We start from the raw sequence: 21,188 nt of genomic DNA, 5'->3' as shown, positions 1-21,188 counted from the left end.
TTTATGGCACGCGCTTTGCTGTACTAGGAGCAATACATTTTGATGCGCAACGGTGCGTGCTTACTCTGTCTTCAGTTTAGGGTATGCAGGTGCCTGCATTCCAAAAAACTGACCAGTAAGCCAAATATTTACGTTGCTCCTGGATAGTTTTATTGGAGGTAAAGATGCAAACGACAACGACCTGTCCTTACTGCGGCGTGGGCTGCGGGGTAAAGGCCGAAATTGCTGACGATTGCGTAGTTGCAGTAAAGGGTAACGAAGAACACCCCGCTAATTTTGGCAGATTATGTGTAAAAGGCTCCTCATTAAACGAGGTATTAGGGGCCGAAGGGCGCTTACTCAACCCAGTCGTCGATGGCGAAATTGTTGAGTGGGACAGTGCTCTTGAAACAGTCGCGGAAGGTTTCAAGCGCACCGTAATGGAGCACGGGCCCGATTCTGTGGCCTTTTATCTCTCCGGCCAGCTCCTTACCGAAGATTACTATATTGCCAACAAACTGATGAAAGGCTTTGTCGGCACCGCCAATGTCGATACCAACTCGCGCCTTTGTATGTCATCAGCCGTAGCTGGTTATAAGCGCGCTTTTGGTGCCGATGCTGTTCCTTGCTGCTATGAAGATCTAGAACTAGCCGAGCTGATCATCATCACCGGCTCAAACGCTGCGTGGAACCATCCAATCCTTTTCCAACGCATGAAAGCGGCAAAAGCTAAGAATCCTAATCTGAAAATAGTAGTGGTAGACCCTCGTCGAACCGCGACTTGTGATATCGCCGATCTGCATATTCAGCTCAAAGCCGAAACCGATAGCTCTCTGTTTACTGGTTTGCTTTCTTACTTAGCGCGTCATGATCATCTTGATTACGAATATATCGCCAACTTCACTGAAGGCTTCGCTGATGCCCGTGCTAATGCCGAGCTTACTTTCCCAGATGTTGAAAGCGTGGCTAAAGCTTGTGATCTGCCTATCATGCAGTTGCGCACCTTCTTTGAGTGGTACGCCAAAACTGAAAAAGTTGTGACCTTCTATTCGCAAGGGGTGAACCAGTCAGCTAGTGGAACCGATAACTCTAATGCCATTATTAACTGTCACCTTGCGACGGGTCGCCTAGGTAGAGAGGGTGCAGGACCGTTCTCTATTACTGGGCAGCCAAACGCAATGGGTGGCCGCGAAGTCGGTGGCCTAGCGAATCAGCTTGCAGCACATATGGAGCTAAACTCGCCAGAGGCGGTCGACCGTGTAGGACGTTTCTGGGGCAGCGATCATGTTGCGACTAGCGCCGGTTATAAAGCGGTGGATCTGTTCGAAGCGATTGAAGCGGGCAAAGTAAAAGCGATCTGGATTATGGGTACCAACCCTGCGGTAAGTTTGCCAAATGCCGATCAAGTGGTTCGCAGCTTGAAACAATGCCCGCTGGTGGTGGTATCTGACTGTATGGCGCATACCGATACGGTTGCCCTTGCCAATGTTTGTCTGCCGGCGACGGGCTGGAGTGAGAAAAACGGTACTGTAACTAACTCTGAGCGTCGTATCTCCCGCCAGCGCAGCTTGCTGCCGCCATCAGGCGAAGCGAAACCAGATTGGTGGATTATCAGCGAAGTGGCCAAGCGTATGGGCTATGAGCAGGCCTTCACCTACGATCACCCTTACGAGATCTTTAAAGAACATGCAGAGTTATCGGGTTTTGAAAACAACGGTAGCCGCGCCTTTGATATCAGCCTGCTGCAAGATCTGGATCTGAAAAGCTACGATGCTTTAAAACCACAACAGTGGCCGGTAACTGATGCTGCGCCTTATGGCACTGCGCGTTTATTTGCAGACGGTAAGTTTTTTACCCCATCGGGTAAGGCACAGTTTATTACGGTCGATCCACACGACCCGCTACAGCAGCCTTGCGACGAAATGCCTTTTGTTATGAATACCGGCCGTATTCGTGATCAGTGGCACACAATGACCCATACAGGGCGTACCAGCCGCCTTTTTCAACACCGCGAAGAACCCTTTGTTGAGCTCAACAGAGAGGACGCGGAAAAACTGAATATCAAAGAATCCGAGCTCGTTAAACTTAAAAACATACAGGCGGAATATATCGGTCGTGCCCGTATCGTTGATACCGATCAGCGCCGCGGTGAAATCTTTGTGCCTATGCACTGGAACAAACAGTTCAGTGCCAAGGCGCGTATGGGTGCTCTCGTGCAACCGGCGGTCGATCCGTTCTCGGGTCAGCCAGAAGGTAAACACGCGGTGGTCAATGTCGAGCCGTATAACCCCGCTTGGGAAGGTTGGCTGATTACCCGCAAGCCCCTTGATAATGCGTTACCGGTTGAATATTGGTCGCGCGTGCCCAAAGAGAGTGCATCGCTCTACTATCTGGCAGACAGCAACAAAATCGAAGATATGCGTAGCTGGTGTCAGGAACAGTTTGGTGAAATCGATATCTGGTTGGAAGATGCCAACCAAAATAGCTTCCGCGCAGCGGGTCTCAATGGCGAGCAGCTTGAGTGGGCCTTCTTCCGTATGCCTTACGGCCAGATCCCATCGACCTTGTGGTTGGAGCAACTCTTTGCCGAAACCGAAGTGAATATGGATCAACGCCGCTTCCTACTCAGCGTTACAGGCTGCGAACTGGAAGATCCGGGCGAGATCATCTGTAGCTGTTACCAAGTAGGCAGCCACGCCATCGAAGATGCTATCCAACAAGGCTGTAACTCTCTCGATGCATTAGGCAATAAGCTGAAATGCGGTACTAATTGTGGCTCCTGTATTCCAGAGTTGAATGGAATGTTGGGTAAATAGCGGATTTATTGAGCGAAAGCAGCCTTTAGGCTGCTTTTTTGTGTCAAACTGCTTAGCTCAGAATTAGTCGTTTTTTTTGTTTCTTTATATGATCCAGAAGTGAGCATTAATTCGTATGTACTGCAGCCAAAGTCTATCCTTTATAGCAAAGCCATCAATCAGGATGAATGGGGCAATTTAAAGCACTCAGGAATGAACTCAGTTAAGTAAGAATATTGGTAGTATGAGTTTAAAATTTGATCAATCCGTTGATGCAGCGCTTAAGCTGGTAAATGAGCATAGTGGTCATCAGTATTTTGATGTCTTGGTCACTAGTCTCGCTCAACTGATTGATGCTGATTATGTCCTGATTGGTGAACTAGATTTAGTTTCCCACCAAGCAAATACTGTCTCCTTATGGTGCGAAGGGCAGTTAGGTGAAAAGCTTTCTTATGATCTGGAGGGGACGCCTTGTGACAAAGTTTACAGTGGCGGCATATGTGTTTATCCCCGTGATATAGCAACGCTTTTCCCTGGCGACCAAATGCTGGATGACTTTGGCTTGCAAGGTTATGTTGGCAAAAGCCTAAAAGATGCTGAGGGTAAACCTATAGGTTTATTGGTTGCATTGTTTAAGCAAAAGGATCAGGCCTGCGAAGATGTTTTGGGTATTTTCGATCTTTTCGCCATACGTGCGTCTGCTGAATTAGAGCGCACTCTCTGGGAGAGGGAGCAGCAGAAACAGATCTCTCTTCTACAAAAGAAAAATCAGCAGTTAGATCTTTCTCATCGAGTTTTTGAACATACGAATGAGGGGCTTCTGGTCTCTGATGAAAACAACAATATTCTTGAAGTAAACGCCGCATTTGAAAGGATGTGTGGTTATAGCAGGGAAGAGCTGATTGGCAATAACCCCAGTATGCTCAATTCAGGTCTACAACCGAAATCTTTTTACGATGCGATGTGGCAGGACCTTTCCACAAAAGGCATCTGGCAGGGTGAGTTGTGGAACCGACGCAAGGATGGTGAAACTTATCCGGTATGGAGTTCAATCTCTCTGGTAAAGAATGATCAGGGCGAAATATCCAACTTTATCTCCAGCTTTAGAGATATCAGTTCTGAGAAGGCGTTGCAGGAGCAGCTCTATCATCAGGCTACTCATGACTACCTGACTGGACTGAGTAATAGCTTTGAGTTCCAAGACCATGCCACTAAAGCGATTGCTGTTGCTCAACGGGCGAGTCAGCATATTGCTTTGATTCGTATGAATATTGATAACCTGAATATGGTGAACTCTTCATACGGGCATATCGTTGGAGACATGGTTGTAAAAACCATTGGTGAGAAGCTTAAAGGCCAGACGCGTGACAGTGATGTATTGGCACGCCTGGGAGGTGATGACTTTGCATTGCTGGCGGGTTTCGACAGCTTTCATCGCTTAGAAAAACAAATTAAACGCACATTGCAGCTATTTACAGAGACTATTCACACTGAGTCAGGTGATATCTCTCCTTCTTGCTCTGTCGGTATTAGTATCTTGGGTGAGGATGCCGAAGATCTTGATGCTTTAATGCGCAATGCTCAAACCGCTCTACGTTTTGCAAAACAGCATTTCCGTGGCGGCTATAGTTTTTATAGTCAGGAGTTTGAAGAGCAGGCCCGTCGCCATGACAAAGTAGAAAACAGGCTCTACAAAGCGCTTTCTGAAGGGGTGATTGAGCCGTATTTCCAGCCGATCATTAATCTAAAAGATATGTCAGTCCATCATTGTGAAGCTCTGGCTCGCTGGGCGGATGAGCAGTTAGGTCAGGTTTCCCCAGCAGAATTTATTCCAATAGCTGAGTCTACTGGGCTTATACAGAAGTTAGGGGAATTGATATTCAACCGCTCAGTTCAGGTTTTTGCTCAGTTGAATGCTGAATTGAGTCGCGAGCACAAGAACCCTGTAGGCGTGACGGTTAACCGCTCGCCGGGTGAGTTCAACTTCAGCAAAGGAGAGATGCTTACCACCGCAGAAACCCTAACCCAACACGATTTGAGTCCTGACTTGGTTTGTATCGAAATAACCGAAAACTTGATGATTGAGTCACCGGATGAGGCATTAGAGCAGCTTAATCATATTAAAAACCAAGGGTTTTCATTGGCGCTTGACGATTTTGGTACCGGCTTTTCATCTTTGAGTTACCTGAAGCATTACCCTTTTGATTATCTGAAAATCGACCAGTCTTTTATCAGAGATATGAAAGAGCAGGGCGAAGATTATCTCCTGGTGAAAACTATTATCCAGATGGCTAAAAACCTTGGTTTGCAAACTATAGCTGAGGGTGTTGAAACAGAAGAGCAGTGCCGACTACTTAAAGACTTGGGTTGTGATTATGGTCAGGGGTACCTGTTCAGCAAACCTCTACCACAGAACGAACTGTTCCAGTTTGTTAGGGATGCTTAATTAGCTCTTCAACTAGCTGATTTCTGCCCCCTTGGCGCAAACTCAAACACGTCTGAGTAGCAGTTCTCTTCCTTAAGTCCTTTTGCCTCCAGCTGATCGAGTGTGCCGTAAACCATATTGGGTGAGCCGCAGAGGTAGGTTTGAGTGCCTTCAAGAGCATTACAATCTTCGCTTACTACTTCGTAAATAAAGCCAGTGCGGCCGTTCCAGTTGGCGTCTGGCGATTCGAGAATCGGTGTGAACTTGAGGTTTGTATTCTGATCCGCCCAAGCTTGGAACTGCTCTAGCAGATAGAAATCTTCGATCTGTTTGTTCGACCAGTAAATACTCACCTCGGTATCGGGTTTGCGCCTTAAGATCTCTTCGGTGATGCTTTTAATTTTGGATATGCCAGAGCCCGCAGCGATCAGTAGGTGAGGCAGAGCAAGATCAGTCTGTAAAAAGGCTTTCCCCATGGCCAGCGTTACATTCAGGGGCGTTTGGTTTTCTAAATGTTGAGATAGGCATTGCAAAACCTTATCAGCAAACTCACTACCGTTTTGGATAAACAGTTGTAGGCGGCGAGGGTTTGCTGTATCAGGGCTGCTGGCAATGGTGTAGGAGAGCGTTTGTAGCTGACCATCGCCATTAACATCTAAATCGAACTGCAGATACTGTCCTGCATGATAGTTAAGCTCTGTACCTGCTGGAGATTGCAGCTCAATATCAAATGTATCTGTATCAAAAGAGCCATTACTCAAAGGGATTAACTTAACAACCTGACAAGGGTAAGAAGCGACTGGGTAGGTTGTGGCAAGGTTACTCATAAACAAACCTAAAAATTCTGTTTTCGTGACTGATTGCCAAGCAGCTTAAAGAGCTTATTGCATGAGTAGAAATGGTTAATTTTCACTGATCAATTAGTTTCCCTCATACATTGTCTATTCGCTGCGCTTGCCGAGCACCAGATCCTGAGCATCACCGATGACGACGCAGCCTATGTAAATTGGGCGCTCATCCAGCAAAAAAATACCTCGTAGTGCCTATTCCAAACGTTGCCTGAATCAATTTATGAGCAAAGGTCATCAAACCATAAATTTTAATCAATTTTTTTCATAAAGCTGTCCCTGTAAAAAGTGCACTTAGCTTCTTAAGTACGACTGCTCCTAATATCGGCCCATGGTTATTTAAGGCAGGTGAACAGTCCAGAGAGCGATGAAAAGTCAGACTTAATTTCTACGGAATACAGATTATGAGCAACGGTTTCGAATACAGCATTGAGCGCATTAGTTTCGACGAAAACTATGAGCCATCAGGCAATACTCGCCTAACAACTAACTTTGCCAACTTAGCGCGTGGCGAACAGCGTAAAGAGAATTTGAGCCGTGCGATCAAGATGATTGATAACAGCTTTAATACGCTGGCGACTTGGGATAACCCAAACAATGATCGTTACTCGGTAGAGCTTGAGATCATCCATGTTGATATTGATGTGCAAGGCAATGGCGATAACTTCCCAACCATTGAGATCCTAAAAACGTACATTCTGGATCACAAAACTGAGCGCCGTATTGAGGGCATCGTTGGCAACAACTTCTCCTCTTACGTGCGTGATTATGATTTCAGCGTGCTGCTGTTGAACCATAACAAAGATGCAGAGCAATTCAGCGTGCCGGATAACTACGGCGAGCTGCATGGCAACATGTTTAAAGACTTTGTGAACTCAGAGGCTTACAAACAGAACTTCAACAAGCTGCCGGTGATCTGCCTGAGTGTGTCGGATAACAAAACGTATTATAAAACGGCAAATACCCACCCGGTTCTAGGTACGGAATACGAGCCAAATGAACCGTCATTGACCGAACAGTACTTCAAAAAGATGGGCATGGAAGTGCGTTACTTCATGCCGCCAAACAGCGTGGCGCCTTACGCGTTCTATTTCTATGGGGATCTACTCAACGATTACACCAACCTTGAGTTGATCAGCACTCTTAGCACGATGGAGACGTTCCAAAAGATCTATCGCCCAGAGATTTATAACGCCAATGCTTTTGCTGGCGAGGTGTTTAAACCAAGTTTGAAGCACCAAGATTACTCACTAACGCAGGTTGTGTATGACCGAGAAGAGCGCAGCCGTTTAGCGGTAGAGCAGGGCAGATGGGCGGAAGAGCACTTTATTAAGCCCTATGGGGATCTTCTTGAAAAATGGTCTGCTAACTACGCGTAAGCCAAGATATAGAGCTGTATAAATTATGAAAAACTTACTACCTACTTCAACTGCTGGCAGTTTACCCAAACCCTCTTGGCTAGCAGAACCGGAGAAACTTTGGTCACCTTGGAAACTAGAAGGTGAAGAACTTGTGTTCGGCAAACAGGATGCACTGCGTGTGACCCTGCAAGAGCAAGAAAATGCAGGCATTGATATAGTCAGTGATGGCGAGCAAACACGTCAGCACTTTGTAACTACGTTTATTGAGAACCTGAGCGGTGTTGATTTTGAAAAGCGCAAAACCGTTCGTATTCGTAATCGTTATGACGCCAGCGTACCGACTGTCGTTGGCTCAGTGAGCCGTCAAAAACCTGTGTTTGTTGAAGACGCTAAGTTTCTGCGCCAGCAAACTGATCAGCCGATTAAATGGGCGCTACCAGGGCCAATGACCATGGTTGATACCCTGTACGATGATCACTACAAGAGCCGTAAAGATCTAGCTTGGGAGTTTGCCAAAGCGCTCAACGAAGAAGCGAAAGAGCTAGAAGCGGCTGGTGTGGATATTATCCAGTTTGATGAGCCGGCATTTAACGTCTTCTTTGAAGAAGTAAATGAATGGGGCATCGCTTGCCTAGAGCGCGCTATCGAAGGGCTTAAATGCGAAACAGCCGTGCATATTTGCTACGGCTACGGCATTAAAGCCAACACCGATTGGAAAAAAACGCTGGGCTCGGAATGGCGTCAATACGAAGAGACGTTCCCGTCTCTACAGAAATCCAATATCGACATCATCTCTTTGGAGTGCCACAACGGTCGTGTACCGCTTGAAGTACTGGAACTGATTCGGGGTAAGAAAGTGATGGTGGGTGCGATTGATGTTGCGACTGAGACCATCGAGACGCCTGAAGAAGTCGCCGAAACACTGCGTGGTGCGCTCAAGTATGTCGATGCCGACAAACTCTACCCTTGTACCAACTGCGGCATGGCACCTCTGTCACGCGAGATCGCACGCGGCAAACTGAATGCCCTGCGCGCGGGTGCAGAACTGGTTAGAAAAGAGCTGGCAGCTTAAGACTGTTTCACCAAAACAGCTCGACACTCTTTTAAAAAACTGGGGCCTGATGGCCCCATCGCTTTATGGCTAAAACCTCAGGGTAGAGCCACTGTATAGAACCTTCCCTCAATGAATATCACTGAATTCTTTATCAACAATATCCCAACCTTTTTAGCGCTACTGGCAACCGGTGCTTTCGCTGGCATCTTAGCGGGTTTACTCGGTGTCGGTGGCGGCATCGTAATCGTACCGGTGCTGTTTTTCCTCTTTCAGAGTTTTGGCGTATCTCCAGAATCAGCCATGGTTGTGGCGACTGCAACCTCGTTGGCGACGATTGTTCCTACCTCTATCAGCTCGATTCGCTCCCATCACAACAAAGGCAATGTCGACTTTGATCTGCTAAAACGTTGGGCAGCTTTTATCTTTGTCGGTGTACTGATTGGCAGTTGGCTGGTAACGCGGGTCGATGGCACTTGGCTCACTGCGCTATTTGGCGTGATCGCGACGCTATCTGCGCTGAACATGTTATTTAGAAGCGGTAAATCCGCGTTGTTCCAACAGTTACCGGGTAAAGCAGGGCAAACGGCTATGGGCACATCCATTGGCTTTTTCAGCTCAATGGTCGGTATCGGCGGCGGCACAATCTCGGTGCCGCTGCTGACCCTATACAACTACCCTGCGCATAAAGCGGTAGGTACGGCTGCTGCTATCGGTCTAATCATCTCCTTGCCAGGTGCCGTAACTATGTTGCTGCTGGGTAACACACCAGCCGATGCCCCAGCGGGTACATTTGGCTTAGTTAACTTGATCGGTTTCTTCTGCATTGTGCCACTTACCGTACTGTTCGCCCCGATTGGCGTATCCATCGCATCGAAGTTGGATGCAGGCAAGCTGAAGAAAGTGTTTGCTGTGGTGCTGCTGATTACAGGATTGCGTATGTTATTGCTTTAAACAGATGCTAGTGGCAAGGATGCCGCTGCGCGGCTAGAGATCGCTTCGCTTTTAGGGCGCAGCTACGCTGCTAGAGGACGGCTGCGCCTAGAGGAAAGGCGTGGGGATGTAGTGGCTTCTGTTTTGTGCCATTAGCAGACAGGGCCTCTGATTTACATGTATAAGCTTTCAGGTATTATCTTACACATGAGTATTCACAACAGGGAATGTATGAAAAAACACCGCACATATTTAGTTTTCGTTCTTACTATCATTGGTTTGACCGGTTGTTCTGATTCTGAGGTCACTCATGCCCCTGTTTATAGTCAGTGTATTGGCCTTATAGAGCCTTATATGCAAAAGGCCAAATCATTACATGGGACTGAGACCGCTCTAACCTTGTTTGATAAAAAACTTGAACCTTCCCATGGAGTTATAGGTTTCATTTCAGTTACCGGAGAGAAGAAAGAGCGATTTTTGAATACACTCTCGTCCCTTTGTTACCCCATAAGCCGTGAGCTCTACGATAATACGACACATGGTGCTAAGCAGGTTCTTAGCCGTGTTCAATGGTTCGAGAAGGAAGGTCGTGATTATTTTGTTCATGGGGATAAGGGGAAAATTGGAATTTATTTCAATGACACTCCTGAGCACATAGTAAAAGGAATCATACAGACTAAGTAATGTCTGCAAAGTGTCGATAGATGACTTTTAAAGGGATATAGATGATCAACTATGACTGGAAATGTAAGAAGTGCTCCACTGCCAATAAAGCTGGCTCTGACGCATGTCTATCTTGTGGGGAATCTGCATATATTTCTGGTGATGAGATTGAAGGAAATCACAACGCAGCCCAAAGCAAGAAGCAACAGCTTGCCCATACTCATGTAGTTTTTTTAGTTTGCTCAATGACCTTATGTATAAGGTCTATACATGAAGGCTGGAAAGAGACTGCAATCACATACGGTATTGTTTTCCTCATAACTTTGTTCGTCTTTATCCCGAAATTTGGCTCATCAATTAAGAATTGTTCACTTGGAGCCATAGATTACTTAGGAATCATTTTGTTTATGATTGCCTTCTTAATGATTTTGGTTACAAAGATCGGTTACCTTTGGATGCTTATCTTAGGCCTTCCCTTCTACTTCTTTACGAAGAAGGTCTCATTGAAGATAGCAAGTAGGGTGTAATAGCAAAGCGTATTACACCAATTCCAAACCTTAATTGTGTTTAGCCAGCGTAATACTTACCTAGAACTGATAGGTAAGTTCTCCCAAGATGCTGCGACCCTCAATAGGGTAATCGTTAGGGATGATTGCAGACGCAGGTGTGGTGGCATCCTTATCCAGTACGTTTTTGATGATCAGAGCTGTGCTGAGCCCAGCTAGTTTGTGCTCTTTAGAGAGTTTCAGGTTTGCCCATGAATAACCGCTGTGTTTTTTCCGCGTGTCATTGGGAGCTCTGTTACTCGAGCCAATCCAATGGTTATTCAGGTGTAGCTTCCAATGATTGGGGAGACGGTAATCTACGGCTAGATAGCCGGTGTGGTTTGGAATATCGGCAACATTGCCACCCGTAATCGAGTTTTTGGTGCTTAGGTAGTTGTATTGGGTTTTCAGTGTTAACGCATGACTGATATCCCAGGTTCCCTCGATCTCTACGCCGTAACCTTTCTGTTCCATTGAGTTCTGGAATTGATATACAGCACCGTTAAGTTGGTTGGTAATCAAATCATCGGCTTGGTAGTAAAAGAGTGTGTTTTGTAGATGCAGCGTTGCTTTGGGTTTGATGTCAGCAACCAGTTCCAGTGTTTCTATTTTTTCGGGTTTAAGCGATGGCGAGCCTAGTCCACCGGGGTTGTTCTTTAAATAGAGTTCGCTGAATGATGGCGCTCGGAAGGCCCTGCCGTAGAGCAATTTTCCAGTAAATTTTTGATTCGGCTCCCAAACCAAGCCCATTCTTGGATTAAATACTCGGCCAAAATCGGAGTAATGATCTAAACGCCCACCGATGGTGAGGGTCCATTTTTCATTTAGCGTCCACTGGTCTTGAATCGCTAAAAACACATTATGACGTTCACTATCCTCTGAATATACATAAGGCTGATCGCTCACGTCGGTTAAGTTGCCATCAACAACCGTTTCGGTGCCGTCTAAGACACCTGGGCCAAAGTTTTTTCTTTCTTCACTGCGGAAATTACTAAACTGCCCCCCGACCTGAAAGCGCCAAATATGGTCGGGTGAACCAACATAGTTTAAAACGAGATCAGCGTAGGATTTATGCATTTTGGCGGAAGGAATGCCTATGACTCCATCCGTAAAACGGACTAAGTTGCCTCCCGGAGTATATGGGTTTCCATCGCTGCCTATCGGAATAATACTGTTGGCTGGAAACAGGGTTAAGGTGCTTTCACCTTCTTGATAGTGGTAGGAATAGTTGTTCTCAACGGAATATTGAGGGTTGATAATGCCTCGGTATTGCAGATGCGACATGAAGGAGTATGTGTCTTCATAACCCGAGCTGTCTAGGGCACGAGCACCGCCTTGGCCGTTACCTGCCTTATGGTTATGCCAAAACCAGTTATTCCAGCTCCAGTCACCCCTATCGATATTTAACATCGCATTGGTGACTGAGTAATTTCTATTAAGCTGGCCGGGCGCTAATGATGCGTTTGAACTGAACCATATGTCATTAAGCGATTGGAAGTCCTGAGTAATAATTCTGGAATCATCACCGTCGCTCTGTTGATGTTCGAGTGAAAAGAAATAGCCTTTGCCAAATCCATCAAAGTCGCTGTGCTGTACCGTGAAATCACGGCTGCCAAAGCTACCTACTCTGGCTTGAAACATAGGTTCGGCCAAATTTTGCGAGCGTTTAGGCATGATATTGATTACGCCTGAGTAAGCATTTGCACCATATAACGCAGAGCTAGCGCCTTTGATCACTTCAATGCGTTCAATTGCGTTGAGGGGTAATCGAAATGTTGTAGGGAGGCCGCCACTGAATGGGTTTTTAAACTCTATTCCATTAAAGAGAACTAACACTTGAGTGGAAAAGCCATTTTGAATCCCGCGAATACTGTAGACCGGGTCCAATCTGCTTAGATCTGAACGCTGGACATGTAATCCTGCAACCGTTTCCAATACCTCATCGAGATGCGTTGCACCCATAGCTTCTATTTCTGCAGCGGTGATGACGCTAACCGTACCGGGTGATTTTCGGATCGCTTCTAGATGGCCTGAAGCGATCGTAGAGAAGTAGTCACCTTCATGGGGGTAGCTTCTTTCATCAAAGTCACGTTCATCGAAGGGTGAATTCGGGTCGGCAGCGATGCTCTTTGCGCTAAAGATTAAGAATAAAACGAGTAAATATAAAGGCTGTTTTATCAGTAAACTAAGTAAACGCATCTGGCTATTTCCCGCATTATCACTTGCCTAATAGCTCAGGCAAAAATGCTTCAGAAACCAGTAAGGGTTTATTGGACAGGAAAAACACCGAACGGCGTGCCCAGATCTCGGTTTTATCTTGCAGTTGCAGACGACTGATCTCGATAGGATCGCGGCGCATGGTTGGATCGGTAAATAGCAGACTCCCCAAAGAGCGGTTACCTAACATGCGTAGTTGCCGTTCGCGGCCGGTTAGGGTTTGTGCTGGGATAATCGAACGGGCAAATACCCAAGGTACATCGTTACCGATCAACTGAACTTCGCGAACTAGAGCGCATTGGCGCTGATCTATGCCTAAGGCATTGGCCTCGGAGCGGGTTGGACGCATCCAACCTTGGCTTACCACCTCAACACGGAAATTTCCCTGACTTCGTTTTACCAAGCGCTGGGTTAGGGAGCCGCTATCGAGCAACCAGCTTTGCCATTCGCGAGGCACAGCAGTCTTGAGTGGTCGACGTAGTTTCAACCAACGGGTATCAAAACTTTGTGTGGTAAGAGCAGACTTGATAGGCACTGGGGTACTTAGCTTCCTAATGATGAGTGGCGCTATTTTAGCAGAAAGGGCGGTCAGCATCATAGGCACCAAATTAGAGCATTGACGGGGAAGCTGAGGTAAAATGATTCCCTATGACGACTGATAAATTCTCTTTTCCAGCAACGCAGGCTGAACAGTTAACTCAACAATGGGTTGAGGCGATTGTGGTTGGCCTAAATCTATGTCCCTTTGCGGCACCTGAAGTGCGCAATCAGAGCATCCATTACGCGGTATCTCATGCCAGTGTGATGACCGATGCAGCGCAGGATTTCCTAGCTGAGCTTGCGAAAATTCAGGACTCGCCCGAAGAAGAGTTATCCACAACCTTAGTTGCGTTTACCGAGACGGCGGTGGATTTTGAGTCGTTTCTGGATCTGCTAGATCTTTGCCAAACTATGCTTGAGCGTGCGGGCCTTGCCGGTGTATTCCAACTAGCGAGCTTCCACCCTGATTACTGTTTCTCTGGGGTTGAAGCGGATGATATTACTAATTGGACCAACCGTGCGCCGTTCCCAACCATTCACATTATTCGTGAAGGTCAGATGAGCCGTGTGCTGGTGCACTATAAAAACCCAGATGAGATTCCTGAACGTAATATGGCGTTGATGGAAACTATGGGACGTACAGGCTTAATCGAGCGCTTCCCACCCCTTGCTCAATACTGGCCTGCAGATTCCTAATCGTTCTCTAAGCGTTGCTGCAATCGTGGTCTAGCCCACTCAATAAAGGCGCGGCTTCTAGATGAGAGGCGGCGCGAGTGTGGATAGACCAGATTGACCGGAATCGATGGACTTTCAAACTGTTCGAGAACCGGGGTCAATTGCCCTGTTCTGATATGCGGATTCACCTGATAACTTAAAAACTGACCGAAACCGCGACCCTCTCGACACGCATCCACGGCTGTTTCTACATGGTTAGTTTTAAAGCTGCCCTGCACATTGATTCTGTATTGCTGGTTACCCTCAGTAAACCCCCAAGTGGCGTGAGATCTAAGCGCGGTGAGGTGAATACAGTCGAGCTGCTCTAATTCATCTGGGTGATTCGGCACTCCGTGTTCTGCAATATGGGCTGGGCTTGCACAGACTTTATATTTTACCTCGCCGACCTGTTTCGCGATCAAGGTAGAGTCGGGAAGGGGGCCGATACGCAGGGCGATATCCATCCCTTCCTCGATCAAATCGACCACACGATCCAACAGCAGTAGTTCCACCTCCATTTCTGGGTAGGTATCTAAAAACTCATTAATCACAGGGCTTAGATGCAGGCGGCCAAAGGTTTGTGGCGCAGTGATCCGAATCACCCCTTTAGGGATCGTTTGCTGCTGGCTGAGGGCATTTTCTGCATCTTCTACCTCCAGCAATATCTGTCGGCAGCGCTGACAGTAGTCATCGCCTTCCTCGGTTAGGCTGAGACTACGGGTGGTGCGATAGAGCAACTGAGCACCGAGCTCTTTCTCTAGTGCCGCCAGCGTTCGGACCACCGAGGATTGTGACATGGATAACTTTTCTGCTGCTGCACTTAGACTGCCGCAGTCGACGATTTTGACAAAAACCGCCATTGCTTTGAGTTTATTCATTTCTGCAGATTAATGCATAAAGTGCATTATTGAAATCTAGTTTGCTCTATTTATTGCGTTATCTGTTTTTCACATAATGAATGACATGATCAATGTTTAAGCAAGGTGTTCTCATGGCCCATCGTTTTAGCGACATAACCTTTACCGAGTCTGTATTGGCGATGCAGCAGCGTTTCGGCAGTTATGAGAAGTCTGCTGTGGTACGCCAACGAATGCCTGATTTTGATCGTTTCACCGAGCGTGAAGCCGATTTTATCCAAGCGCGGGACAGTTTTTATATGGCGTCAGTGGGCGAAGATAGCTGGCCTTATATTCAACACCGCGGTGGTGAGGTTGGCTTTCTAAAGGTGTTGGATGAAGAAACCTTAGCTTTTGGAAATCTTAGCGGGAATGGTCAGTATCAGAGCCTAGGCCATTTCTCCAAGAACGATAAAGTAGCGCTATTTTTAATGGATTATCCCCATCGTCGGCGCTTAAAAATCTTAGGCCGGGTCAAGCTACTCTCGGTTGAAGAACATTTAAAACTCTATGCAGATCAGATGGAAAGTTCGGCCAAAGCGGAATCGTTTATTCATATTAAACTGGAAGCGTTTGACTGGAATTGTTCCAAGCATATTACCCCTAGGTTCACAGAAACTGAGTGGGCGCGGGATTAAATTTAAGGAGCATAAGAATGAAACTGTATGATTTGGAACCTTCAGGTAACTGTTACAAAGCAAGATTGTTTGCATCGCTAACCAATATCCCGCTAGAACTTGTTCCCGTGGATTTCTTGGCGGGCATGCATAAGCAGTCACCGGTAATCGATCTGAATCCGTGGGGTGAGGTACCGGTGCTGGAGGATGGTGACACGGTACTACGCGATTCCCATGCAATCTTGGTGTATCTAGCGCAGAAGTACGCAACACCAGAGTGGTATGGCAACTCCCCAGAGGAGCAAGCTGAGATTCAGCAATGGTTATCGACTTCGGCAAATGAAATACAAAATGGTCCGGGTGCAGCTCGACTCGTTGATAAATTTGGTTATGAACTGAATAAAGACGCGACGCTGGTGGTGGCTGACAGAATTCTTGGTCTTCTAGAATCCCATCTTTCTAATAACGACTGGTTAGCACTAGGTCGTCCGACGATTGCCGATTGTGCGGTGATGCCTTATGTGGGTTTAGCTTGGGAAGGTGGAATTAAGTTGGAAGATTATCCACAGATCGTTAAGTGGATAGAGCGAATTAAAGCGCTACCGGGTTTTATTCCAATGTCTGGCCTAGAGTAATCTGGCTTAGAGTACTTCTAACTGAGAGTGACTCTGTTACGGCCATTCTCTTTGGATTGATAGAGTGCTTGGTCGGCCAGCTCGATCAGCTCATGCGGCGAGCCTCCATTTGAAGGATTAATTGAGGCTACGCCTGCACTGACAGTGGCGGTATTGCCAGTGCTGGAAAACTTATGTTCGATCTTCAGCTCGGCAACGGCTGAGCGAATTCTCTCAGCAATTAGCTGTGCGCCTTCAATATCTGTCTCTGGCAGAATCACGGCAAACTCTTCTCCACCATAACGACAGACCATATCTTGTGCTCGTTGAATGGAAGCTTTAATGGTTTGTGCGATGGTGCGTAAGCAGCCATCGCCGGCCAGATGACCATAACCATCATTAAATGGTTTGAAATGGTCGATGTCGATCATGATAAGAGAAAGGTTGCGCTTAGAGCGCTGTGCACGTCGCCATTCCGTTTCAATATTGCGTTCAAACTCACGGCGGTTATTCACCTGAGTTAGACCATCAACACGAGCCGAGCGTGCCAGTTGATCCTGAGACTGTTTTAGCTGCATCAGAATCTTAATGCGCGACTGAATAACGGCAGGTGCGCGGTTGAGCGCGAGGAAATCTGCAGCTCCTGCTTGATAAGCATCCAGCTCTAGCTGATCCTCGACCTGTTGGCTAAGGAACGCAATCGGCAGCGGAAACTCATCTTTGTTTTTGTTCACCTCTTCACACAGAGCAAACATATCAGACCACTGATTCTCCGTGCCGAGTAGTAGCAGATCTGGTGCATCTTCCTGCAGTAAGTTTTTTAGCTCTGTCAGGTTAGCCGGTAGTAAGATGTTGTAATCGTTACGCAAGATAGCGATTACCGGCCAAACGATCTCGATACTGTGGTCACAGTATATGGCGATAGTTTGTTGCTCTGTCCGTGGGCAGCTCTCTCGTAGCTGCTCTTGGGATTCGATCTCTTTACCTTTAAAGAAGGCTTTAAGATCTTCAGGGCTAGGCAACCCTAGCGAGATACGACCATCATCAGCACAGATCACCGGAATGCGCAGGTTAAAATCACCTTGCTCCCACGCGGTTTGCCATTCGATCAGTTTGTTTTCTTGTGGCTCTTCGATATCCAGCTCGGTCGGTAAGCCAGCTTCAATCAAGCAGTCGTAGATAACCGAAACATCCGCTATATCTTTACCTTCGACCCAAAGAGCACGGTAGAGTAGGCGACGAAGATGGATCGACTTTTCAACATCATGCTCAGCCGCTTCGATTACACAAAGGCTGGCAAAGTGACTATCGCTTCGTGCTTTAGGCAGCGCGACTTCGATATTAGGGACACGGCTTCGAACAACGAATACTTCACTGGCGAGTTCGGCCTGACTTTCAGCTGTTTTATTAAAAATCGCGATATCAGGCGCGTGCTCAACTAAGCGCCAATCTACTTGCTGCAAAAGACCAAACTGATGCAACTGCTCATGCAAGGCATAGCAGAAGGGGCAGTTGAGGTCGGCGTATACAGTGTATTGCAGCATGGGAGCCCTAGTTGATAGATGAGTCATATAAGTATCGACCAATATTCGAATAACTTTGGCGATAAATACAAAAAAAGCAGCCTAATTAGGCTGCTTTTTATAGTGATAAAGCTTATTAAACAGGAGCTTAGATTAATCTTCGTCGCCTGGTTTAACGGCTTTTTTAATCTGCTTAAGGCTACCGTGACGAACATCAGTACCGCTCACGAGGTAGATCAGGTGAGCAGCCATTGCACGTGCATGTTCAGAGATACGCTCAAGGCTACGTAGAACCCAGATTACGTTCATCACACTAGAGATAGAACGTGGATCTTCCATCATGAACGTTGCTAGAGAACGCATCGCAGAGCGGTATTCCTGGTCTACAGATTTGTCCATTTTCGCTACGCGGTAAGCAAGTTCAGTATCGTTACGAGCAAACGCAGTTAATACGTCTTTTACCATTTCGCGTACAAGGTTACCGATGTGACGAACTTCCTGATAACCACGTGGAGATTCGCCTTCGTCTACCAATTCAATCGCGTGACGGCAGATGCGTGCTGCTTCATCGCCCATGCCTTCAAGGTCAGATACCGCTTTAGATACAGCGATGATCAAACGAAGGTCACTTGCCGCTGGCTGACGACGTGCGATGATCTTTGTGCATTGCTCATCGATCATCACTTCCATATCGTTAGTCTGCTTATCGACCTTGCGAGACTGTTCCGCCAGGTCTGCATCGCTGTTGAGTAGCGCATCGATACAGTCGTGTACCTGACGCTCAACAATGCCGCCCATAGTTAGCAGTTGGGTACGGATTTGCTCTAGCTCTTCGTTAAACTGAGCCGAAATATGCGTGGAATAGTTTTCTGTATTTAGTTCCATGATCTAATTCCTTCCCCAATTAACCGTAACGGCCAGTAATGTAGTCTTCAGTTTGTTTCTTAGCCGGGTTAGTGAACAACGTATCTGTTACACCAAACTCGATAAGATCACCCATATACATAAAGGCAGTGTAATCAGATACACGCGCAGCCTGTTGCATGTTGTGGGTTACGATCACGATCGTGAAGTCTTTCTTCAGTTCGTGGATCAGTTCTTCAATCTTCAATGTAGAGATTGGATCAAGTGCAGATGCTGGTTCGTCCAACAGCAGAACTTCTGGTTTTACCGCAATCGTACGTGCGATAACCAAACGCTGCTGCTGACCACCGGACATGCCTAGAGCACTCTCGTGTAGACGGTCTTTAACTTCGTCCCAAAGCGCAGCAGATTTTAGTGCCCACTCAACTGTTTCATCGATAACGCGCTTTTTAGTTACACCCTGAATACGCAGGCCGTAAGCAACGTTTTCGTAGATAGATTTCGGGAATGGGTTTGGCTTCTGGAATACCATACCCACGCGACGACGTAGTTCTGCGATATCAACGCTGCGGTCGTAGATGTTGTTATCATCCAGCAGGATCTCACCTGTGATGCTGCAATCATCTACTAGATCGTTCATACGGTTGAAGCAGCGTAGAAGTGTTGATTTACCACAACCAGAAGGACCGATAAACGCAGTAACGCGGTTCTTAGGGATGTGCATATCGATACCGTGAAGCGCTTCGTTATCGCCGTAGCTCAATTTAAGGTCTTTAACCTCAAGAGCCATTGTTTCTTCTTCAAGGTTCAAAATACGGTTATCTCGTTGCATTGTAGAGATATCAATTGCGTGTGTTTTAGCTTCGCTAGTCATTGTAGCAACCTTTAAAAATTCTATTACATTTCAAGCGCTTTGTATTTTTCACGTAGGTGGTTACGAATCGCGATTGCAGACAAGTTAAGTGCCGCGATTACTGCCACCAACAAAAACGCTGTTGCGTATACCAGCGGACGTGCCGCTTCAACGTTCGGGCTTTGGAAACCAACATCGTAGATGTGGAAGCCCAAGTGCATAAATTTCTGATCCAAGTGTAGGAACGGGTAGTTCATATCCAATGGCAGACTTGGTGCTAGCTTAACTACACCTACCAGCATCAGCGGTGCTACTTCACCTGCTGCTCGGGCAATCGCTAGGATTACACCGGTCATAATCGCTGGGCTAGCCATTGGGATTACAATTTTCATTAGGGTTTCGAACTTCGTCGCACCTAGTGCCAAAGAACCTTCACGAACCGCACGGGGGATACGTGTTAGGCCTTCTTCTGTCGCTACAATCACAACTGGAACTGTTAGCAGTGCAAGTGTGATAGAAGCCCACATTAGACCTGGCGTACCAAAGGTTGGTGCTGGTTTCGCTTCTGGGAAGAACGCGTCATCTATGTGACCACCCAAGAAGTAAACGAAGAAACCTAGACCGAATACACCGTATACGATCGACGGTACACCCGCCAAGTTGTTTACAGCGATACGGATAACGCGCGTTACAAAACCTTGTTTCGCGTATTCACGTAGGTAAACCGCAGCAACAACACCGAATGGCGTTACGATCACAGACATGATGATAACCATCAGTACTGTACCGAAGATTGCTGGGAAGATACCGCCTTCAGTGTTCGCTTCACGTGGATCTGTACTTACGAATTCCCAGATCTTAGAGAAGTAGTGAAGGATCTTGCCGCCTAGGCCCATATCGTTTGGTAGGAAAGCACGCACAACGTGTGCAACTTTGAACTCTACGATTTTGCCGTTTGCGATCTCAGCAACCACAGTGTCACGGTTAAATTTCTCGTAAAGAGCGAGTAAATCTCCTTGTAGACCTTCGTACTCTGCATCTAGTGCAGCACGCTTCTCTTCAATCTCTTTGTACTGAGCTGGGTCAGTTACATTTTTCAGCTGTAGAGAACGCTCTTGCAGACGCAGACGCTCCAACTTGTAGTTGATCGAGCCAATACGGTCTTTCTCGATATCTTCGATATCACTGTGGATATCTAGTGCTCGTTCGATACGACTTTCAAGTACTGCCCAAAGAGCTAGGTACTCGTCAGTTTTTTCGTAGCCTTCGTAGCTAGAAACCAGTTTACCATCTTCTTTGATGCCACGTAGGTAACCGTAGAAGTTACCCCATTCACGACGCTCAGCAGTGAATAGCATTTCTGGTTTAGAAGGATCTTTAATGAAGTCTTCCAGAACCCAGATGAAGTCAGTACCACCGTGGTCACGGTTACCTACTTTCATCAGGTTGCGCTTCATGCTCTCAACACCTTCCGGTACCGCTACGCCACTATCGCGTAGTTGAGCTGCAGGCACATCTTCAGTTTGGACTTTTTCACCGATCAGGGTAACGCTGTTTCCCTTATCAACATAAGTCGCTTGGATAACATCTGCAGGCCAGAAGTGACCCAAACCGCGAATTGCGATAAGAGTCAGTAGACCTACAACCATGATCAAACAGATCGCTACGGCACCGGCATTAAGCCATACCCAAGGTGCGCCGGATTTTGACCATTCAGTAAAAGACTGTCGCATTACTATATTTCCTCAAT

Annotated in this window: 18 protein-coding genes; 10 read left to right on the top strand and 8 right to left on the bottom strand. The window is 46.8% G+C overall.

The window, feature by feature from the left end:
• Positions 1 to 164 precede the first annotated feature (164 nt).
• Both ACMXYT_RS16605 and ACMXYT_RS16600 read left to right on the top strand, forming a co-directional pair.
• On the top strand, positions 165 to 2,795 hold the full coding sequence (locus ACMXYT_RS16605) for a molybdopterin-dependent oxidoreductase (RefSeq protein ID WP_415899563.1): 2,631 nt from the start codon (positions 165 to 167) through the stop codon (positions 2,793 to 2,795).
• A 223-nt stretch (positions 2,796 to 3,018) separates the two neighbouring features.
• Positions 3,019 to 5,220, top strand: coding sequence for a putative bifunctional diguanylate cyclase/phosphodiesterase (locus tag ACMXYT_RS16600; RefSeq protein ID WP_415911703.1), 2,202 nt, complete (start codon positions 3,019 to 3,021; stop codon positions 5,218 to 5,220).
• Between the two features lie 8 nt (positions 5,221 to 5,228).
• Here the strand turns inward: ACMXYT_RS16600 and ACMXYT_RS16595 are convergent, their stop codons facing one another.
• Positions 5,229 to 6,026 carry an NAD(P)H-flavin reductase gene (locus tag ACMXYT_RS16595; RefSeq protein ID WP_415911702.1) on the bottom strand — a complete coding sequence of 266 codons (798 nt, stop codon included), beginning with the start codon at positions 6,024 to 6,026 and terminating at the stop codon, positions 5,229 to 5,231.
• Between the two features lie 425 nt (positions 6,027 to 6,451).
• Between ACMXYT_RS16595 and ACMXYT_RS16590 the strand changes: the two genes are divergently transcribed.
• From ACMXYT_RS16590 to ACMXYT_RS16570, 5 genes are all read left to right on the top strand, one after another.
• Positions 6,452 to 7,426 (top strand): DUF1852 domain-containing protein, encoded by a 975-nt coding sequence (locus tag ACMXYT_RS16590; protein ID WP_415911701.1) that lies wholly within the window; start codon positions 6,452 to 6,454, stop codon positions 7,424 to 7,426.
• 25 nt (positions 7,427 to 7,451) lie between these two features.
• Positions 7,452 to 8,480 carry a methionine synthase gene (locus tag ACMXYT_RS16585; protein WP_415911700.1) on the top strand — a complete coding sequence of 343 codons (1,029 nt, stop codon included), beginning with the start codon at positions 7,452 to 7,454 and terminating at the stop codon, positions 8,478 to 8,480.
• A 111-nt stretch (positions 8,481 to 8,591) separates the two neighbouring features.
• Positions 8,592 to 9,413 (top strand): sulfite exporter TauE/SafE family protein, encoded by an 822-nt coding sequence (locus ACMXYT_RS16580; RefSeq protein ID WP_415899558.1) that lies wholly within the window; start codon positions 8,592 to 8,594, stop codon positions 9,411 to 9,413.
• A gap of 210 nt (positions 9,414 to 9,623) precedes the next feature.
• Positions 9,624 to 10,076, top strand: coding sequence for a hypothetical protein (locus ACMXYT_RS16575; protein ID WP_415911699.1), 453 nt, complete (start codon positions 9,624 to 9,626; stop codon positions 10,074 to 10,076).
• A 41-nt stretch (positions 10,077 to 10,117) separates the two neighbouring features.
• A complete protein-coding gene (locus ACMXYT_RS16570) occupies positions 10,118 to 10,582 on the top strand; it encodes a hypothetical protein (RefSeq protein ID WP_415911698.1) in 465 nt (154 codons plus the stop codon).
• Between the two features lie 60 nt (positions 10,583 to 10,642).
• Here the strand turns inward: ACMXYT_RS16570 and ACMXYT_RS16565 are convergent, their stop codons facing one another.
• Positions 10,643 to 12,799 carry a TonB-dependent receptor plug domain-containing protein gene (locus ACMXYT_RS16565; protein ID WP_415899555.1) on the bottom strand — a complete coding sequence of 719 codons (2,157 nt, stop codon included), beginning with the start codon at positions 12,797 to 12,799 and terminating at the stop codon, positions 10,643 to 10,645.
• Between the two features lie 19 nt (positions 12,800 to 12,818).
• Entirely contained in the window at positions 12,819 to 13,412 is a 594-nt protein-coding gene (locus ACMXYT_RS16560) for a chorismate--pyruvate lyase family protein (protein WP_415911697.1), read from the bottom strand.
• A 53-nt stretch (positions 13,413 to 13,465) separates the two neighbouring features.
• Here ACMXYT_RS16560 and ACMXYT_RS16555 point away from each other — a divergent pair, with 53 nt between their 5' ends.
• On the top strand, positions 13,466 to 14,053 hold the full coding sequence (locus ACMXYT_RS16555; RefSeq protein WP_415911696.1) for a DUF1415 domain-containing protein: 588 nt from the start codon (positions 13,466 to 13,468) through the stop codon (positions 14,051 to 14,053).
• Here the strand turns inward: ACMXYT_RS16555 and ACMXYT_RS16550 are convergent.
• The gene (locus tag ACMXYT_RS16550) at positions 14,050 to 14,931 is read right to left on the bottom strand and encodes a LysR substrate-binding domain-containing protein (protein WP_415901138.1); all 882 of its coding nucleotides are present in this window, start codon (positions 14,929 to 14,931) and stop codon (positions 14,050 to 14,052) included. The genes ACMXYT_RS16555 and ACMXYT_RS16550 overlap by 4 nt on opposite strands.
• Positions 14,932 to 15,062: 131 nt before the next feature.
• Here ACMXYT_RS16550 and ACMXYT_RS16545 point away from each other — a divergent pair, with 131 nt between their 5' ends.
• Both ACMXYT_RS16545 and ACMXYT_RS16540 read left to right on the top strand, forming a co-directional pair.
• Positions 15,063 to 15,605, top strand: a complete 543-nt coding sequence (locus ACMXYT_RS16545; protein ID WP_415899552.1) for a pyridoxamine 5'-phosphate oxidase family protein — start codon at positions 15,063 to 15,065, stop codon at positions 15,603 to 15,605.
• A 17-nt stretch (positions 15,606 to 15,622) separates the two neighbouring features.
• Positions 15,623 to 16,219 carry a glutathione S-transferase family protein gene (locus ACMXYT_RS16540; protein ID WP_415904721.1) on the top strand — a complete coding sequence of 199 codons (597 nt, stop codon included), beginning with the start codon at positions 15,623 to 15,625 and terminating at the stop codon, positions 16,217 to 16,219.
• Positions 16,220 to 16,236: 17 nt separating this feature from the next.
• Here ACMXYT_RS16540 and ACMXYT_RS16535 read toward each other — a convergent pair whose 3' ends face one another.
• The 4 genes from ACMXYT_RS16535 to pstA form a co-directional block, all read right to left on the bottom strand.
• Positions 16,237 to 17,742, bottom strand: coding sequence for a diguanylate cyclase (locus tag ACMXYT_RS16535; protein ID WP_415911695.1), 1,506 nt, complete (start codon positions 17,740 to 17,742; stop codon positions 16,237 to 16,239).
• Positions 17,743 to 17,874: 132 nt separating this feature from the next.
• A complete protein-coding gene (phoU, locus tag ACMXYT_RS16530) occupies positions 17,875 to 18,606 on the bottom strand; it encodes a phosphate signaling complex protein PhoU (protein ID WP_415899549.1) in 732 nt (243 codons plus the stop codon).
• Between the two features lie 19 nt (positions 18,607 to 18,625).
• Positions 18,626 to 19,459, bottom strand: a complete 834-nt coding sequence (gene pstB / locus ACMXYT_RS16525; RefSeq protein WP_415886296.1) for a phosphate ABC transporter ATP-binding protein PstB — start codon at positions 19,457 to 19,459, stop codon at positions 18,626 to 18,628.
• A gap of 23 nt (positions 19,460 to 19,482) precedes the next feature.
• Positions 19,483 to 21,171, bottom strand: a complete 1,689-nt coding sequence (gene pstA, locus ACMXYT_RS16520; RefSeq protein ID WP_415886295.1) for a phosphate ABC transporter permease PstA — start codon at positions 21,169 to 21,171, stop codon at positions 19,483 to 19,485.
• Positions 21,172 to 21,188 lie beyond the last annotated feature (17 nt).

This window comes from Neptuniibacter sp. QD37_11 (assembly GCF_047778105.1).
Taxonomy (GTDB): domain Bacteria; phylum Pseudomonadota; class Gammaproteobacteria; order Pseudomonadales; family Balneatricaceae; genus Neptuniibacter.
The sequence above is the reverse complement of the archived record's forward strand: the minus strand, read 5'-3'. Positions and strand labels throughout refer to the sequence as shown.

What these genes read in the sequence shown, in the direction of transcription:
- ACMXYT_RS16605 (WP_415899563.1), top strand. Translation starts at nt 165, where the DNA reads ATGCAAACGACAACGACCTGTCCTTACTGCGGCGTGGGCTGCGGGGTA.
- ACMXYT_RS16600 (WP_415911703.1), top strand. Translation starts at nt 3,019, where the DNA reads ATGAGTTTAAAATTTGATCAATCCGTTGATGCAGCGCTTAAGCTGGTA.
- ACMXYT_RS16595 (WP_415911702.1), bottom strand. Translation starts at nt 6,026, where the DNA reads ATGAGTAACCTTGCCACAACCTACCCAGTCGCTTCTTACCCTTGTCAG.
- ACMXYT_RS16590 (WP_415911701.1), top strand. Translation starts at nt 6,452, where the DNA reads ATGAGCAACGGTTTCGAATACAGCATTGAGCGCATTAGTTTCGACGAA.
- ACMXYT_RS16585 (WP_415911700.1), top strand. Translation starts at nt 7,452, where the DNA reads ATGAAAAACTTACTACCTACTTCAACTGCTGGCAGTTTACCCAAACCC.
- ACMXYT_RS16580 (WP_415899558.1), top strand. Translation starts at nt 8,592, where the DNA reads ATGAATATCACTGAATTCTTTATCAACAATATCCCAACCTTTTTAGCG.
- ACMXYT_RS16575 (WP_415911699.1), top strand. Translation starts at nt 9,624, where the DNA reads ATGAAAAAACACCGCACATATTTAGTTTTCGTTCTTACTATCATTGGT.
- ACMXYT_RS16570 (WP_415911698.1), top strand. Translation starts at nt 10,118, where the DNA reads ATGATCAACTATGACTGGAAATGTAAGAAGTGCTCCACTGCCAATAAA.
- ACMXYT_RS16565 (WP_415899555.1), bottom strand. Translation starts at nt 12,799, where the DNA reads ATGCGTTTACTTAGTTTACTGATAAAACAGCCTTTATATTTACTCGTT.
- ACMXYT_RS16560 (WP_415911697.1), bottom strand. Translation starts at nt 13,412, where the DNA reads ATGCTGACCGCCCTTTCTGCTAAAATAGCGCCACTCATCATTAGGAAG.
- ACMXYT_RS16555 (WP_415911696.1), top strand. Translation starts at nt 13,466, where the DNA reads ATGACGACTGATAAATTCTCTTTTCCAGCAACGCAGGCTGAACAGTTA.
- ACMXYT_RS16550 (WP_415901138.1), bottom strand. Translation starts at nt 14,931, where the DNA reads ATGGCGGTTTTTGTCAAAATCGTCGACTGCGGCAGTCTAAGTGCAGCA.
- ACMXYT_RS16545 (WP_415899552.1), top strand. Translation starts at nt 15,063, where the DNA reads ATGGCCCATCGTTTTAGCGACATAACCTTTACCGAGTCTGTATTGGCG.
- ACMXYT_RS16540 (WP_415904721.1), top strand. Translation starts at nt 15,623, where the DNA reads ATGAAACTGTATGATTTGGAACCTTCAGGTAACTGTTACAAAGCAAGA.
- ACMXYT_RS16535 (WP_415911695.1), bottom strand. Translation starts at nt 17,742, where the DNA reads ATGCTGCAATACACTGTATACGCCGACCTCAACTGCCCCTTCTGCTAT.
- phoU (WP_415899549.1), bottom strand. Translation starts at nt 18,606, where the DNA reads ATGGAACTAAATACAGAAAACTATTCCACGCATATTTCGGCTCAGTTT.
- pstB (WP_415886296.1), bottom strand. Translation starts at nt 19,459, where the DNA reads ATGACTAGCGAAGCTAAAACACACGCAATTGATATCTCTACAATGCAA.
- pstA (WP_415886295.1), bottom strand. Translation starts at nt 21,171, where the DNA reads ATGCGACAGTCTTTTACTGAATGGTCAAAATCCGGCGCACCTTGGGTA.